This is a genomic window from Hoylesella buccalis ATCC 35310 (assembly GCF_025151385.1).
GTDB classification, from domain to species: domain Bacteria; phylum Bacteroidota; class Bacteroidia; order Bacteroidales; family Bacteroidaceae; genus Prevotella; species Prevotella buccalis.
The window spans coordinates 2,272,578-2,289,800 of sequence record NZ_CP102287.1 but is presented as its reverse complement, the minus strand read 5'-3'; the positions used below and the strand labels follow the sequence as shown (position 1 = coordinate 2,289,800).

At 42.2% G+C, this 17,223-nt stretch carries 14 protein-coding genes; 6 read left to right on the top strand and 8 right to left on the bottom strand.

All coding sequences use genetic code 11. The features are described 5' to 3' along the window. Positions 1–97: 97 nt before the first annotated feature. From NQ518_RS09520 to NQ518_RS09510, 3 genes are all read right to left on the bottom strand, one after another. Positions 98–961: a DUF559 domain-containing protein gene (locus tag NQ518_RS09520; protein WP_227962142.1), complete on the bottom strand. Its 864-nt coding sequence runs from the start codon at positions 959–961 to the stop codon at positions 98–100. A 172-nt stretch (positions 962–1,133) separates the two neighbouring features. Further along, positions 1,134–2,954 carry an arginine--tRNA ligase gene (gene argS / locus NQ518_RS09515; RefSeq protein ID WP_227962143.1) on the bottom strand — a complete coding sequence of 607 codons (1,821 nt, stop codon included), beginning with the start codon at positions 2,952–2,954 and terminating at the stop codon, positions 1,134–1,136. Positions 2,955–3,306: 352 nt separating this feature from the next. Continuing rightward, entirely contained in the window at positions 3,307–3,822 is a 516-nt protein-coding gene (locus NQ518_RS09510) for a HutD/Ves family protein (RefSeq protein ID WP_227962144.1), read from the bottom strand. A 778-nt stretch (positions 3,823–4,600) separates the two neighbouring features. Here NQ518_RS09510 and NQ518_RS09505 point away from each other — a divergent pair. From NQ518_RS09505 to NQ518_RS09495, 3 genes are all read left to right on the top strand, one after another. Then, positions 4,601–5,830 (top strand): site-specific integrase, encoded by a 1,230-nt coding sequence (locus NQ518_RS09505; RefSeq protein WP_227208543.1) that lies wholly within the window; start codon positions 4,601–4,603, stop codon positions 5,828–5,830. Positions 5,831–5,895: 65 nt separating this feature from the next. Beyond that, on the top strand, positions 5,896–7,191 hold the full coding sequence (locus NQ518_RS09500) for a site-specific integrase (protein WP_227962388.1): 1,296 nt from the start codon (positions 5,896–5,898) through the stop codon (positions 7,189–7,191). 23 nt (positions 7,192–7,214) lie between these two features. Then, positions 7,215–7,604 carry a hypothetical protein gene (locus NQ518_RS09495; RefSeq protein ID WP_374211104.1) on the top strand — a complete coding sequence of 130 codons (390 nt, stop codon included), beginning with the start codon at positions 7,215–7,217 and terminating at the stop codon, positions 7,602–7,604. Positions 7,605–7,779: 175 nt separating this feature from the next. Here NQ518_RS09495 and NQ518_RS09490 read toward each other — a convergent pair whose 3' ends face one another. The 5 genes from NQ518_RS09490 to NQ518_RS09470 form a co-directional block, all read right to left on the bottom strand. Further along, positions 7,780–8,259 carry an HlyD family efflux transporter periplasmic adaptor subunit gene (locus NQ518_RS09490; protein WP_227208291.1) on the bottom strand — a complete coding sequence of 160 codons (480 nt, stop codon included), beginning with the start codon at positions 8,257–8,259 and terminating at the stop codon, positions 7,780–7,782. A gap of 17 nt (positions 8,260–8,276) precedes the next feature. After that, positions 8,277–10,466 (bottom strand): peptidase domain-containing ABC transporter, encoded by a 2,190-nt coding sequence (locus NQ518_RS09485; protein WP_374211148.1) that lies wholly within the window; start codon positions 10,464–10,466, stop codon positions 8,277–8,279. 4 nt (positions 10,467–10,470) lie between these two features. Next, positions 10,471–12,729 carry an outer membrane beta-barrel protein gene (locus NQ518_RS09480; protein ID WP_227962146.1) on the bottom strand — a complete coding sequence of 753 codons (2,259 nt, stop codon included), beginning with the start codon at positions 12,727–12,729 and terminating at the stop codon, positions 10,471–10,473. A gap of 50 nt (positions 12,730–12,779) precedes the next feature. Further along, entirely contained in the window at positions 12,780–14,591 is a 1,812-nt protein-coding gene (locus tag NQ518_RS09475) for a YcaO-like family protein (protein ID WP_227962147.1), read from the bottom strand. A gap of 80 nt (positions 14,592–14,671) precedes the next feature. Beyond that, positions 14,672–14,812, bottom strand: coding sequence for a hypothetical protein (locus tag NQ518_RS09470; protein ID WP_156099942.1), 141 nt, complete (start codon positions 14,810–14,812; stop codon positions 14,672–14,674). A 282-nt stretch (positions 14,813–15,094) separates the two neighbouring features. Between NQ518_RS09470 and NQ518_RS09465 the strand changes: the two genes are divergently transcribed. The 3 genes from NQ518_RS09465 to NQ518_RS09455 all read left to right on the top strand — a co-directional run bounded on the left by NQ518_RS09465 (position 15,095) and on the right by NQ518_RS09455 (position 17,054). Next, the gene (locus NQ518_RS09465; protein WP_036873632.1) at positions 15,095–15,487 is read left to right on the top strand and encodes a LytTR family DNA-binding domain-containing protein; all 393 of its coding nucleotides are present in this window, start codon (positions 15,095–15,097) and stop codon (positions 15,485–15,487) included. A gap of 134 nt (positions 15,488–15,621) precedes the next feature. Beyond that, on the top strand, positions 15,622–15,999 hold the full coding sequence (locus NQ518_RS09460; RefSeq protein ID WP_227208336.1) for an energy transducer TonB: 378 nt from the start codon (positions 15,622–15,624) through the stop codon (positions 15,997–15,999). A gap of 8 nt (positions 16,000–16,007) precedes the next feature. Next, the gene (locus NQ518_RS09455) at positions 16,008–17,054 is read left to right on the top strand and encodes a tetratricopeptide repeat protein (RefSeq protein ID WP_227962148.1); all 1,047 of its coding nucleotides are present in this window, start codon (positions 16,008–16,010) and stop codon (positions 17,052–17,054) included. Positions 17,055–17,223 lie beyond the last annotated feature (169 nt).

Below are 17,223 nucleotides of genomic sequence, written 5' to 3'. Positions count from 1 at the left end.
TTTTCGCCAACGGTTTTTTATATCATGTGCCGCATGTAGACGTGGAAAATGCACAACCTCATGGGTGCAAGGGATAAAAAGCAGGGTGTAAATGGATTTACTTTCTGCCGAAATCGGCGGGAATTTCCCCCCATTCGGCTGTCTCCCATTTCACGATAGGATTGCGATAAGCGTGCGTTTTCAGCCATTGTTCGGCGCGCGAGATAATCTGATAGAGTTGCTCTGTTTGTGGTGTTCGCTTCAACTTTGTTTTACATTGCTTCTTCTTCACCCACAAAATGGCGTTGTAGCTATCCGAATAAATGGTTTTTTGCGTATCGCCCTGTTTCCATAACAAGGCCAACGCATGCACGATAGCCAAGAACTCACCTACATTATTGGTGCCATGTACGGGGCCGAAGTGAAAGATTTCCGCTCCTGTCGCCAAGTCGATTCCCCGATATTCCATAGGTCCTGGGTTGCCTGAACATGCCGCATCAACCGCCCATGCCGAAGCCCCCCTCTGTCCCCCCGATAGGGGGGAAGAAGCTAACGGCGTAACTAAGTTGGTTTCTTGTGAATTGTTTTTTATCTGTTCTGCTTGATCCATGTGGTCTAATGATTTGAGTATTTGAGAGATGACGGATGAAAGACGGTGAAGTACTTGTTCGTTTGTGAAACGTAAAACGGTAAAGCCGCGACTTTTTAAATCAGCTGTACGTTCGGCATCCATGAGTGGTTGATTGCCTTGTTGATGATAACTACCATCTATTTCAACCACCAGTTTGAAACGAATGCAAGCAAAATCAGCAATATAGTTGCCGATGATATGTTGTCGTCTGAACTTACATCCTAATTGGTTTCCACGTAATGCCTCCCACAACATGCTTTCCGCCTGAGTTGAATGCGTTCTACTTCTCTTTGCAAATGCTTTCAATAACTCGTAATTCGCACAATCTGCCGTTTCATGTTTCCGTTTCATATCATACGGTAAATTTACATTAAAGCCGAAAATGTATCTCTCTCTATATATAATAAGGTGGATTATCGGCATCAACAAACGAGAGTTGAGCAATCAACATCCGTCAAGAAGATGGGCAAACAAGGTAATTTCCTTCTCCCTCCCCTGCTGGGGAGGGCGGGGAGGGGCTTCCCTACATCCTCTCTGGAACCTCTATACCAAGCAGCAGCATGCCGTTCTTGATAATCTTTGCCACGTTGTTGGCAAGCACCAACCGGGTGAGTTTCTCCTCTTGCGTGTCGGCGTTCAGAATACTGTAGTCGTGGTAGAACTGGTTGAAGTCTTTGGTCAACTCGTAGCAATAGTTGGCAATGCCGCTCGGACTGTAATCCGTTGCAGCCTGTTCTATCACCACACCGAAGTCGTTCATCTTCTGTATCAATGCAATTTCCTTGTCGTTCAGTGGCGCATCGCTAGGCAGTTGTGCGGGCAATGCCATGCCCTCTGCAGCCGCTTTACGCATGATGGAACGGATGCGGGCGTAAGTATATTGGATGAACGGCCCCGTGTTGCCATTGAAGTCGATAGACTCTTCTGGATTGAACAGCATGTTTTTGCGGGCATCTACCTTCAAGATGAAGTATTTCAGTGCGCCCAATCCAACCATGCGGGCAATCTCACGCTTCTCTTCCTCGCTCATATCCTTGAACTTACCCAGCTCATCACTGGTCTTGCGGGCATCGTCTATCATGGTTGCTATCAACTCATCAGCATCCACCACCGTGCCTTCGCGGCTCTTCATCTTACCGTTTGGCAATTCAACCATACCGTAGGAGAAGTGTACCAACTCCTTACCCCACTTGAATCCCAAGCGGTCGAGCAAGATGGAAAGTACCTGAAAATGATAATTCTGCTCGTTGCCAACCACATATATCATTTTGTCGATGGGGAAATCCTTGAACCGCATGTCTGCCGTACCAATGTCTTGCGTCATGTACACGCTGGTGCCGTCAGAACGAAGCAACAGCTTTTGGTCCAAACCCTCTTGTGTCAAGTCTGCCCATACGCTGTTGTCATCCTTTCGGAAGAAAAGACCTTTCTCCAGTCCTTCTTCTACCTTAGCCTTTCCCTCGAGGTAAGTATCTGATTCATAATATATCTTGTCAAAGCTCACGCCTAACGTCTTGTACGTTTCATCAAAGCCGGCGTAAACCCAATTGTTCATTTTTTGCCACAAGGCGCGCACCTCTTCGTCGCCCTGCTCCCACTTCACGAGCATTTGGCGCGCCTCTTTCATCAGCGGAGCCTCTTCTTTTGCCTTGTTCTCGGCGGCCTCTTCGTCCAGTCCCTCGTCTGTCATGAATTTGTTTTTCAGCTCTGCCACCTCGGCTCTGTAGTGCTTGTCAAACGCCACATAGTAATCGCCGATGAGGTGATCGCCTTTCTTTCCGCTCGATTCGGGTGTCTCCCCGTTTCCCCATTTCAGCCAAGCGAGCATCGATTTGCAAATATGAATGCCTCGGTCGTTCACGATATTGGTCTTCACCACCTTGTTGCCATTGGCTTGCATGATTTGCGCCAACGACCATCCCAACAAGTTGTTGCGCACATGACCCAAGTGAAGTGGCTTGTTGGTGTTGGGCGATGAATATTCTATCATCACCAAGGGTGATTGGTCTGTGACGGGTTTCTCTCCGAATTTCTCATCCGCATGCATGTCATTGAGCAATCCCACCCATGCCTCTTTGGCGATGTTGAGGTTCAAGAAACCCTTCACGACGTTGAAACCAGCTACGGCCGAACAGTCTCGCACCAGCAACTCGCCGATGGCTTGCGCCGTGTCTTCGGGTTTCTGGCGTGATATTTTCAGGAAGGGAAACACCACTAAGGTGAGGTTTCCTTCAAAGTTACTCTTTGTTTTTTGTAGTTGTACCATCGACATGGGTACATCTTGTCCGTAGAGTTCTTTCACTGAAGCAATGACAGAACTGGCTATTTGGTTCTCAATTTTCATGCTAATAAAAAATAAAATTTACTGACACTGAAACAATCTTCATGCTTAAAAAGCATACCTATCAAAGTTTTTGATGCTTTATCAATAGAAGATTTATGTGCTGCAAAGGTACAACATTTAATTCAAAACCACTGGGTAACCGCTGTTTTTTATCCCAGCTTCCACCCTCATCTCTTAAAATACAGTCAGTAGATGGTCGTACACCATGCGCTATAGGCCATGCATTCTTCTACCCAACGTTTGGCATGGCGAAGATACAAATAATCATCATCGAAACAATCCCTCCCTTTGGGAGAACATTCTGCTTCATGCAATAAGATTATTTTTTTCGTGTATCAGCCGTAACTACAGCTCAAGGAATTTCTACGACCACTGCTTTTCCTGTGAACTTGTATGGCTCGGTTGTGAGAACAGAATTGTATTTCTCCACTTTTCTGCCATTGATATCGAGGTCCTCGAGTGCAAAAATGAAGGTTGTGGTGGTCTTTTCGCTTTCTCCTTTGCAGGCGACAGTAACCTTTGTTTTGTAGTCTTTACGGCAGATGACATTGAAATCGATAGCCCCACTGCTGTTTACCGAACGAACATTTTTGCTCCCGTCGAACGCGAAAGGAAGGTCATTGCTCAGTTGATGCGCATGCCCATCTATATATAAGGTGATGTTTCCCTCAACAGGTAACAAGAAGCGTTGATAGTTTGAAAAGTCTGAAAAAGTACTTTCCGTGAGGTGAATCACCGCTGACGATATCCGCAGGTCGAAGTTTCGTTCTGCAAGACTACTGTCGTGAGGGTAGATGAACAGCTCTCTTGTGATGCCGCCGCTCCATTGGTTTACCTTATAATCTGACTGTTGAATAATTTTGAACATCTTTTGTTGGTTTTGGTGATAGAAGAATAGCTTTGTCCCAAAGTTGGAATAAAAGCCACTTTCGTAATGAAAGATAGGGCGAAGATACAAATAAAATGGAAAGGTTCGCACGCTTTTCAATGAATTTTATACGATGACGAAGAACTGCTTGTTGACGATGAGTTCCTCGATGCGCCATGAGGGTTCGGCGCAGAGGTGCTTTTTGTTTTTAAATCAAATCCAACATTCTTCCGTGAAATGTCTGCTCTCGCAACGTGTTTTTAACACAAATGCTGGGCGTTTTTTCAACCAACACGTTCGTGTGTTGTAAATATGCTCATTATGAGAGAGTTTTATTATTTATTTGATTGGTAACGACTTATATGTTTTTAAAAGCTAAGTCGAAATCAAAAAGCAATGAGTTTGTGCCGAAAAGCCCTTCAATATGCTGTAGATTGGGCGGCTAAAGCATGTCAATTGGGTGGTTAAGTCATGGATATTGGATGGCAACTAATCAATGAAAATGAAGAAATATCGAAGTTGGTGTAAACAGACTGAAAATGAGCAGGAAACGGAATAATTTGCATAGAAGTGCTCTGTTCATATAGGGCAGTAATATGCAGATTTGAGCAGAAGTTCAGTTACCAAATCGTTACCCGATTTTGCCATAGGTAACGATGGAGCAATATTCGGTAACTTAATTATTTTCGCTCGTGTGGTTGTTGCTGCGGTCGGCAGTTTTCTGCATAAATGAGGAACGCTTTGAATTTGGTAATTTTGCCACAAAACATCAAAGCGTATGAAAACAGAAAAAATGAAGGTGTTGCTCTACCTCAAAAAGAGCGGTCTGGACAAGTCGGGTAAGGCTCCGATTATGGGGCGGATAACCATCGGACGTTCTATCGCGCAGTTCAGTTGCAAGCTCTCCTGTAATCCTGAGCTGTGGAATCCCCGTGAGAGCAGAATGGACGGAAAAAGTCGTGAGGCGGTGGAAGTGAATGGCAGGTTGGAGAACTTGCTGCTGTCCATTCAGTCAGCTTATCAATCTTTGCTTACAAGAGGTTGCCCATTTGACGCAACCGACGTGAAGGAACTGTTTCAAGGCTGTGTGCAGACACGGTGCATGCTCATCGAAAGGCTTGATATGCTCATCAAAGAGAAAGAAAGTCATATTGGTGTAGACATCAGAAAAGAGTCAATGGCAAGCTATCACTCCACGAGAATCCACTTGCAGGAGTTCATCCAAAAGAAGTATAAGGTTTCAGACTTAGCTTTCTCACAACTGACAGAGAACTTCATCCATGAGTTTCAGCAGTACTTCTTGGGAGAGTGTGGATTTCAGGAAAGCTCATTCTACAATGTCGCTACCCATTTGAAAACAGTTTGCAGACTGGCTTATCGTGAGGGGGTGGCAGACATCCTGCTTTTTGACAAAGCCAAAATCAGCAAGGGTAACAAGAAACTCCCCAAAGCACTTGACAGAGGAGCATTTGAGAAGTTAAAGACTCTCCACTTTGAGGAATTGGAGGAGGAAATGGAAACGGCAAGGGATATTTTCCTCTTTGCCTGTTATACGGGTGCTGCGTATTGTGATTTGATGGAACTGGACAAGTCCCATCTTGTGCGTGATGACGAGGGTAGCCTTTGGCTGAAGTTCAACCGCCACAAGGCAGGTGTGCCTTGTCGTGTCAAACTGCTGCCCGAAGCCATACGGCTGATGGAAAAGCTCCACAGCGATGAAAGGGAAACATTGCTCCCTTTCATGGGATATGCCACTTACCAATCTTACTTGAAAGCCCTGCGGCTTCGTGCAGGCATCTCGTTTCCTTTTACCACACATACGGCAAGGCACACATTTGCCACGCTCATCACGCTTGAACAGGGTGTACCGATTGAGACCGTTAGTAAGATGCTGGGGCATTCCAACGTGAGCATGACCGAGCGTTATGCAAAGGTAACACCGCAGAAACTCTTTGAGGAATTTGACCGTTTCCTTTCTTTCACTGAAGATATGCAGTTGGCTATCTGACCATTTCTTTCATTCAACATTGTTTTATCGTTAAATAAAACATGAACAATTCAATCAAGACCATTATGAGAAGTACATTCAAGATACTGTTCTATATTAACAGACAGAAAACAAAGGCAGACGGCAATACCGCCATTCTCTGCCGTATCACCATCGACGGAAAGAATACAGCCATTACCACAGGAGAAGAGTGTAAAGTCTGCGAGTGGAACACCAAGCAGAGTTTGACAACAAACAAGAAGACAAACCAAAGAATCAAAGAATTCAGGGATTTGGTGGAAAAGACCTATCGGGACATTCTTGTAAAGGATGGAGTTGTAAGCGTGGAACTTATCAAGAACCGCTTGCAAGGTATTGCCACCAATCCGACCACGCTCCTTGCCATGAGCAGGGCGGAACTCCAAGCAGTCAAGGAAAGTGTTGGCAGATCAAGGGCAGAGGGAACTTACCTGAATCTGTTCTATTCTGACAGAAATCTCCGTGAATTTGTCGAAAACAAAGGAGTGCAGGACATACCCATCGGAACCATTACAGAGGACTTGTTCGAGGAATACCGTTTTTTTCTGAAAAAGCGTGGGCTGAGAGCATCCACCATCAACAGCAACCTCTGCTGGCTGAGCCGATTGATGTTCCGTGCGGTCAGCAAGAGGATTATCCGCTGCAATCCGTTTGAGAATGCCAAGTATGAAAAGGAGGAAAAGAAGATACGTTTTCTGCAAAAGGGCGATGTAATGAAACTTATGCCAATGAGGATGAACGACAAGGAAGCGGAGCTGGCAAGACAGATGTTCATCTTTTCCTGCTTCACAGGACTGGCAATCTCGGATATGGAAAATTTGGAATACAAGCATATCCAAACGACAGCGGAAGGACAGATGTATATAAGAAAGGAACGTCAGAAAACCAAGGTTGAGTTCATCGTGCCGTTACATCCCATAGCGGAAGCCATCATCAGTCATTGCCAGAAAGAGCCGGAAAGAAGCGAGGTACAGCAGACGGTGAAAGAAAAAGGCGACCACCTTGTTTTTCACCGTGATTGCAGCCGCAGTGTTATGGATGCCAAACTGAGTATTGTGGGAAAGGCTTGCGGTATCCGCCAAAGACTTTCCTTCCACATGGCAAGACATACATTCGGCACGATGAGCCTAAGCGCAGGTATTCCCATTGAGAGCATAGCCAAGATGATGGGGCATGCCTCCATATCAAGCACTCAAGTTTATGCGCAGGTGACGGACAAAAAGATATCAGAGGATATGGACAGGCTCATTGCCAAGCAATCGGCAAAAGAAAAGGAAACTTCGGAGAGAGAGGCTTGTGAACCTTCGGATACTATAACCTGTAAAATGGAGGAAACGGCATGAATACGAGCCATAAACCAAGAACAATGACCAGCACGGACAATCATCGTAGTTGTTTTGATTGGGGCAGTAATATGCAAGTCATTCGCAAAGGAAACGGAGAAATAGCCATGACAAAGAGCGAACTTGTGAGATTCTTCGGTGTGACGTGGAGACAACTCAATTATAGGCTTCAGACGATTATGAAATCTTCCAACCTGCATCCCGATGAAAGGGGTGCAGGTGAAGAACCTGTTTTCATCAACGGACAACTTAAAGGTTATGCACCGCTCTATCCTCTTTCAATTATCATTGCCCTGTCCTTTCTGTTAAGCAGCACCGAAGCGTATTTGTTCAGAAAGTACATCAGTAGAAAATTGCAGACAGAGGTTGCCATTGTAACGCCAATCTTCCTGTTGGGCAATACCAAGAACTGATGAATATATTTCCTTTTTCTTTCACTGATTATATCTTACTACATTACTACAATAAGAGTTAAAGCGGTGAAAGAAAAAAGGATTAACTTGTAGTAAAGTACTCGAAAATAATGGTACTACGCAGTAACTACATTTGCCTTTCTCTTTCATCGCTTTATTACGGATAAAAAGGAAATTATATGCTGTTTGTTATTTGCTTGACAATTCTTTGAAGCACGCTTTCATTGCTTACGAGTATGGATGTTGTGCCTGTCATTCCCTTGATAGTTTTATACCTGCAATCCGTTATCTTTACCTGTGCCGTGAACACACTACCTTTTGTTGTTTGTCGGGGTGTATGCGATGTGGCGGTTATCGTACCATTGGCTGTTCCGTATGTTTCGACATCGTAACCCTCAAATTCTATGTTTGCCGTCATTCCTTTTGTTACCCAATTCACATATTTATAGGGAATGTCTATTGTTCCTTGATGTTCGTCTGCCATCTCAATCCTTGCACTGATGGTCTCAGGATAAGGGATAAAGTATGCACCTACCAGCAGTCCCAATATCACAATGGTGATTATCGTGATACCATAACGGACTATCCTTGATGGTATCTCGCCAATGATATGCCTTACTTTCTCGCTGCGAAGTTCTATCTTTTTGTCTGCCATAATCTTCCTTTCTGCTGTTAGTTGCCCAATTCCAGCTGATTCTTTACAAGGTTATAGTATGCACCCCGCTTTGCCGTGAGTACTTCGTGGTTACCAATTTCTACCACCTTGCCTTTATCCAATACCACTAACTGGTCGGCATTCTTCACCGTACTTAGTCGGTGTGCCACTATAACTACCGTCTTGCCTTTGTAGAACTCATTAAGATGCTCTACAATCATACGTTCATTGTTAGCATCGAGCGAGTTGGTAGCTTCATCAAGGAAAATATAACAAGGGTTCTTGTATACGGCTCTCGCTATGAGTATGCGCTGTTTCTGCCCTTGGCTCAATCCCACGCCATCGCGCCCAATCTTTGTGTTATATTTTAAGGGCAGCCCCATCACATAATCGTGAATGCAGGCTATCTCGGCAGACTTCTGCAAACGCTCCTTGTCTATCTCTCCGTCATCTACGGCAATATTCCTTGCAATGCTCTCGGAAAAGATTACACCATCTTGCATCACCACACCACATTGCCTGCGCCACCACTTCTTGTTGAGTGTGTTTACATCCGTTCCGCCAATAGTGATTTGTCCGCCCAATACAGGATAATAGCCTAACATGAGCTTGATGAGCGTGGTCTTTCCGCTACCCGAAGCTCCCACAATGGCTGTTATCTTGCCTTTGGGGATAGTGAGGCTAACATCATCAATGATAGTTTTTAGTGCGTGTGGGTCGTACTTAAAGTTTACGTTTTCAAGGTCTATGCCTTGATTTTCTTCTTTCAGTGCCATTTCCAATCCTTGCTTTCCGTTCTCATCATCCATGCGGTGGATTTCATTGATACGCTCAAGGCTTATCTTTACATCTTGCACGGAGTAGAAGAAACTCATCAACTGCTCCACTGGCGAGTTGAGTTGCCCTATGATGTACTGCACGGCGAGCATCATGCCCAGCGTTAGTTGTCCGTGAATAACGGCTGTTGCTGCCACCACGGTGATGACGATGTTTTTCAGTTCGTTGATAAAAATGCTGCCTGCCTCTTGTATCTGTTGGAGTTTCAGCGATTTCATCTGCACTCCAAAGAGGTCTGCCTGCACGTCCTCCCATTCCCAGCGACGACGCTGTTCACAGTCTTGCAGTTTTATCTCCTGCATGGAGGTGATAAATTCGTAAGTCTTGTTGTTATTGATGGCTTGCTGCTCAAAGAGTTCATAGTCGAGAACCTTTCTGCGCCTTAGGAAGAGCGCAAGCCAACCGCCATAAAGGAGACTGCCGAGCATGAAGATGGCAAAGACGAGCCAATTATAGGATAACAATACAATGCTGAATACCACAAAGGTAAAGAGCGAGAACACAATACTGAGTGTTTGTTGTGTCAGGAACGAGTTTACACGGTTGTGGTCGCCCATACGCTGCATAAGGTCGCCCATTAGTTTAGTATCGAAGAACGACATGGGTAGCTTCAGGAGCTTGATAAAGAAGTCGCTTACCAATGAAATGTTTATGCGCAAAGAGATGTGTAGCAAGAGCCAACGACGGATAAAGTCGATGGCAGTACGGCTAACCGTAAGCATCAGCTGTCCCAAGAGTATCAGCCAGATAAAGCCGATATTCTGATTCTTGATGCCTACATCCACAATAGACTGTGTGAGGAATGGTAAGATTAACTGGAGCAGACTACCAAGCAGCAACCCCAGCAATATCTGACCGAAGTAGCGGCTGAATCTGTTGATGTAACCAAAAAGGAATTTAAAGGAATGACTATTTTCGAGTAAACTATTATCATTACCTAATAAGTAGAACTTTTTCGTTGGATAAAAATACATCACTATGCCATTAGCATTATTAGATATTTCTTTACTTGTCCAATGAGTTTCGAGTTCTTTTTCTCCACACACCAAGCGTCCCTTAGCAGGATCTGCAATGAAAAATCTTTTATTATTGACTATTTTGTATAAAACAACAAAATGATTCTGATTCCAATGTAAGATACATGGAGTTTGAATCTTGCTTAAGTCGCTTAATGATATTTTATAACAAACAGCATTCAAACCAATTTTACTTGCTGTTTCAGATATGCTGAGTAAAGAAGTTCCTTCACTTGTAGAACAGCACATTTTGGAAAGAAAGTTCAGTGATACTTTCTTTCCAAAATGTTGGCATATCATTGTAAGACAAGCTATGCCACACTGCATTGTGTCATGCTGAAATACGACCTGCATATTACTAAAATCCCAACCTCTCATTTGAGACACTCTTCACCTCTTTCGCTTTATATCCATTGAATACGTAGCGTAGAGTGAAACTGAAATTGCGACTATCCCCATAACTGCGGAAAGAAAAGCGCTTTTGAGTTACGTTCGAGCGAACTTGACTCTTGAGCGTATTAAACAGATCTTCAGCCTTTATGGAAACCGACAATCCTCTGATTGGAGTTTTCCAGCTCATTTTTGAATTTATAGTCCACATGGCTTTAACGTCGTAAATTCCTTGAATGACTGGCAACTGCACCCATCCTCCAAGTTCTGCCATCATGTTGTTGCCAAACAAATGGATGGTATTAGAAATACTTGTCCTTCCCGAAAACGTTGTCTTGTTCAGTGGAATATCATCGATACATCCTTTTTGGTGCATATAAAACCCCATAAATGTACACTTGGTATCAAAGCTGCGCATCCAGTTTATCGGTACTATTGCCATAACACCCAAGCGTTGACTCTTATGAATGTTGAAATATTTGTACACTGCAGCAATCTCATCGTTTTGCAGCTTTAACAGTTGCGTGAAGTAGTTCTGATGACTTTCACCAAATAGTCCGAAGATATACTTGCTCTTAAGAATATAGTTTACGTTGAGCGCATATTTTCTTGATGGACTCAGCTGTGGATTGCCTTCTATCCTGCTGTAGTTATCAATATATGAACTATAGCTTGCATTGGCCCAATATGAAGGGTAGTATTTTGTGGATGTCAAGCTGGCTTGAATGATATGCAACGGAGTGAACTTGTACATCAATGTAAAAGTGGGATATATGTCAAAATCTCTCCACAATTTCTCTTTATGTCCATACTCTCGCTTATATGTCGAATTGATAAACTCACCCTGTATGGACGTGTTAAAGAAACCACTCTTGCCAAGCGGAAATCGAACTCCTAGATAAGCTGTTGTTTCGAATTCTTTTTGTGTCAGTGTCAACGTAGAAGATTTGTTTTCACCCACGTAATTGGTGGTGCTTCTCATTGTTCCATCAACACCGTATTCTATTGTGCGATTGAATAACACTGACTCACCATTGAGATATACATTCAATCCATTATACAATTGATTGTGGTCGTTGTTACCAGTTTGATTTTTATTGAACTCGATAATTTGGTTTGCATCCTCTTGGAAATGCTCATACTCTCCACCTATCTCAACATCCTTATACGTCAATGATGCTCTTACATTGTGGGCATCAGAGCTGTACCGACTGAGAGTATTACCATTAAAAGATTGCTGATTCATCCTCGAATTAAAATCAACGGTGTTTCGGGGCGACTTATGCAAGTAGACGTAGTCGACATCCATTGTAACATTGTCATTCGGGCTGACCGTCAAATTCATAACAGCCGTCTTATCCTTTGAGATGGAGGATGTTTGAGTCGTCTGTAGGACAAGATGTTCCACACCATCAAGTGTATGCACGGCCTCGAGCGTTTGATGGCGAAGTTTAGAGACGTTGCTTTCTGTGTATCCAGCATTCAGTGACCATTTCTTTGATGACAAACTAAAGTTTGTACCTCCATCCATTTTCATACTGTTCCCATGATTTACAGACACAAACCCTTCGCCACGAAAATGCAGGTCTTCGTGTTTGGGCGCAGACATAACTATGTTGACCGAAGCACCTCGCACACCAAATTTAGAAGGCGTGCTATAGTACACATCCAGCGACCGAACCTCCGATACTGGTATGGTTTTTAGGTAGTTTATCAGCTGCTCATCCGACAACATTTTCTTTTTTCCGTTGATAAGAATTGACGTTTCGGTGGCTCCCATGAGCATAAAGCCTTCTCCATTTTTTTCCATCATTGGAAGTGCTTCAATCATCTCAAGAGCCGTTTCAACAGACCTGTGTTGTCGCATTTGCTCACCCGAAAATACTATTCCACCATCATCTCTTGTTGACACCATAGGGCGATTGCCTTTCACAAAAACCTCGCCTAATATATTCTCCTTCTCCTTTAATACGACACGCACATTCACCGAACTATCGCTCATCTGTGAATCAACATACGCCATATGTTGAATGGTCAGTTGATAAGGAAATGGAACAGAATGGAAAAAGAATTTTCCATCCGCATTGGTTACCGTAATCTGTACATTATGTTCAGCTGTATCTTTTGACTGAACAATCACTGATGCCGAAATAATAGGCTGTCCATTGGTGTCAACGACAAGGCCCGATAATTGTTTTTGAGCCTTACCACCGACAGCAATGAACATTGAAATAGTCAGTAGTGTTAATTTTATCGACAACTGACTAATCAGAGTTTCTAATCTGCGTTGTCCCATATGTCTGATTGAGTTTGTCTTTGATCTATAACGATACTAGAGGCTTTGACTTTCTCCGAAATTGCCAATATTGTATGCTGTCTGCATTCCTTGCGCAGTTTGCAGTTATTGCAATCTGGGCAATTCGGGAAACTATAGTGTTGTAGCACTCTATGTGGAACATCTAAATCACCACATACTTCTGTGGTCAACTCTATGCCATATAGCTGCTTCAGAATATCTTGGCTTTCACCTCTCAGTTTTAAGTAATCCAAACATGCATAATAGTATTGATACTCTATTTTATCTTTGTTTACAAGATACAACTCGAGATATTTGATTGCGGTTGCTCTGTCGTTTACATATAATGCTAGCAATGTAGCCAACATCTCTACGCTAAGCTCGTTGAGGTCCTCGTTCGTGTTGTGAACAAATACGTTCTTCAAAGCAAATGAATTAGACTTCATTGCCTCGTAGTTCTCATTTATTGAGTGCAGAATCTTGCCAGCAATATCTTCTGTCACTCTTCCCAATTGGTTTATTAGTGACATGTCAATAAATGATGGCTTGTAAACAGAAACAAACGGATTTTTAGCTATTATTTGGCTCATCCCAGGAACGACCACATAGTAGGCAGGAAATCCAAGGGTTGAATTATTTCTTATATATATATTATACCCAAGGATATGTATTAGGTTGATAGCTATACGGATGTCGTCAGAGTTACTAAGACCATATTTCTCGTTAAAGCCTTCAAAATCATATGATGGTGTTTCTCTAAGGATAGAAATTGGCCAAAATCCAGTTCCATCAATAAAGATTTTCATCAAGTTATCTTCCGCCTTTCTGACCTCAACATCATCTTTACTGCTCGTATCTATGAAAGAATACGGCAGACCTCCAAAGATGTCTCGACCTTGATGTATCTCTGTAAAACATCTTTCAAGTTCAACCTCAGGAACAAAATCAACCCCTATCTTGAAATTGTACTTGTTGTTTTTTTTATCAATAATCAGAAGTCCTACTGCTGGTATTCCCAGTCCGAGTGAGCAATCTTTTACAGCAACAGTATAGTCTTCATTTTCTTCTATATATCTAATTATCACATCTTTTATATGCCCATCAGAGAACGAAGAAAGAGGAATTGTTGGAGGTGTCACCCCCTTCCAATATAACTCACTGATTACGAATCTCTCAAAGATTTCGCAAATTGATTGTAAAATAGCTTCTTTGGGAGTATTTCCCGAGGCCATTCCATTTGAACCGGTCAATAGAAGAAGAATCTCTATTGGGAAAAGACGCTCTATATTACTCTGCACATCGTAGAAAGGTACGCAAAGGCTTTTATTTCCTTGCTTAAACATCTTAAGTTCATTTATAAACTGCTGTGAGCAAGAAAATCCACTCATCCTTGCTAATTCCTCACATACCATAGGATCTAGCATAGATGTTTCAATATATTGCTCATCTAGTGAGTACGTAGCCTTACATATACTGCTGTCATCCGAGGAAGCGACACTATATACATTAAAGGTTTTAGACGTGAGCATCTTCTTTGAATTTAGGAGCAACTGATTCTGAAGGCGCTCCATGAACTCTGCGTACCCACTTGCAAGTGAATACTCAAAAGACCGTCCCTTACCGTTAGTCCCTATATTTAATGGTAATAAGTCTTTATTTCCTAAAATAACACGGCATGAGTAGAAGTCCCTATGCAAAATGTGACTTTCATGTAACAATAATCCCAATTTATGTAGGGCTGTTCTAATGTTTGCGATTGTAGTTTCAGGTGGAAACGCTTTGTATTTTTTCATAACTGTATAACTAGATACGGTGATTCAACATAAGAGGGTAATGGGGTGTGCATTTATACACCTCATTACCCTCCAAATAATTAGGGCTTAGGAGTTACAATAATCTCTTGAAGCGTGCCACCATCATACGTTTTGGTAGCTTGACGCTTTCCGCCCAACACGGACTCAAGCTCTGTTGAACTGAGAGCCTGTTTCTTGAAAACTTGACTTTTTGTTTTCATTGTTCTTCTTTTTATGTTAATACTAAACCACTCGAACTTTTCGAGTTTGATGTAAAGTTATGTGATATTTTTATCGTAGTTTTATAATAAATTACTTGTTGTATGAAACCTATGTTTGATTTTATTAAATGCTCGTTTTTGCAGAAAAAAACAGAATAATAGAGAAATAATATCAATAATCGACATTACGTAAAATAAAACCGCTATTTCATAAAACATCTAGTAGGATATGAATCTCGAAATGAAAAATGTATTATCTTTGCATTAAACAATAGTATGTCAATGAGCCAATATAACCATAACATCATTATAGCAAATGCTAATCAAATGACTAAAATCCCATTAGATTGTTTACTATGTGTAACGTCTGATGGTAGCTATTCAAATATAAATTTGATTGATGGAGCTAAATATACTTTTTCGTTCAATTTGCATACCTTTGAGAAAATATTAGAGGCGCAATTAGGATTGGAGGCGGAACGATTTATAAGGGTTGGAAAAAGCTTAATTATTAATCGAGATTTTGTATCTATGATTGATATTCAACGAAAAGAAATCACTTTGGCTGACAGTGAACTAAGATGCAAAGTTACAATTGGAGCATCAAAGGAGGCTGTAAAGGGTCTAAAGGATCTCATGGAGAAATACTTTAACTTTAAACGAATTCGGTTATGATACATAAGATAAACAATGATGATAGTGTGTATGTTATAGGACAACGCACTAAGTATACAAAAAAAAATTTAAAATTGACAGGCTTTTGGCTAGTAGGTGTATGCATTCTAATAGTGGGTATATATTTATACAATATGCGAACTATTACCACAACGTCCTCGCAAGGTAAATCATTGGATGAAGTGGAAGTGATTTCTAAGGATGCCATTGCACCTAAATTTATGGGCAATCAGGATTTCGGCGCATTTCTCATGTGGATTGGTAACCATCTGGAATACCCAAGTGGACACGAGAATGAGGATGCTAGAGTGGTGGTGGCGTTTACCATTAGTAATGAGGGTACGATTACTGACATTCAGATATTGCAAGAACCTAGCAATCCTCAGTTTGGCCAACAGGTTGTCAAGCTGTTGAAACAATGCCCACGCTGGGCGCCAGGTAGATTAGCCAGCGGCAAGCCCACTGATATCAGATACACATTACCCATAAGATTCAGTAAAACAAGAAAATGATTTGCCATATGCGTTATTTCTTCTTCTTATTCATTTGGCTCTCTGCTTATGGAGTTCATGGGCAAACAAAGCTGCGACACGAGGCCGACAGCCTCTTGTCGGCCTTCAACTATTCGGCCGCTGCAACTCTCTATTCTCAGTTGCAAAGTAGCAACGATTCTGTGGCTGCTTTTCGTCATTTGGCCCAATGCCTTCATAAGCAGGGCAACTATCTGGGGGAGAGTCGCACCCTATTGCGCATACCTTGCGACAGTTTGACTCACAACGATATGCGGCAACTATATTATTCCTATTCCAACACTCAAGACTCAGTTGGCATGGATACATGGGGACGACGCATTCTTCAACTATTTCCCTACGATGCTGATATCATAACTTCGGTGGTAGCTGACCTAATACAGAAGAATGATGTTGATTCCGCCCGATTGCTTGCGATGCATTATTTGGAAAAAGACACCACCAATCTCAATGTGTTGCGACAATATGCCTATTCGTGCTACTTGCTTGGCGATTATGCCGAGGCACAACGTTCCTATGTTAGCCTATACCGCAATGGATGGAATGGCTATGAGATAAACCTAATTCTTGGCATTTGCTATGGCGAAATGGGAGATGCCAACAATGCATACAATCATCTGTTCATTGCCAACCAACTAAAGAGAGGTAAAGATATTCTTGTTCTCAAGATGTTAGCTAAGAATAGTCTTAAGATAGGAATGGTAAAGGAGGCCGTAAGTTATATGGAGCAAGCCATAAAGCTTGCAGTTCCCGACAGCGTCACAGTGTTTGGTATGTATAATAGTTTAGCTGAAGCACATTTCTATCTTCACGATTATGAACAAGCAATTATAGCCTTTACAAATGCACTAAAATATAATCCAACTAACGCACTCACCTATTATAACATTGCACAAATGTACAATGGCTTGAAGGACGAGGTGAGGATGACTAAGTATTACAAACTTTTTCTAAGCTATTCTTCAACCCTTAAAAACACTGATGATAACAAGGAAATGATAGAAAGGGTTAAAGCCTTCTTAGCAGAAAAAAAATAGTGTATTCACAATTGTTCAACTCCCTTCCATAACTGATTATTTTTTCTATGAGGTAAACTTACAGTTCGTCACACACTCTCTGTGAATTATACTCTATATTCTAATAACAAACAAGTACTACTTCCCCTTGTTTGTCCCTACATCTTCGGATACGCGAGTTCGGGATAAG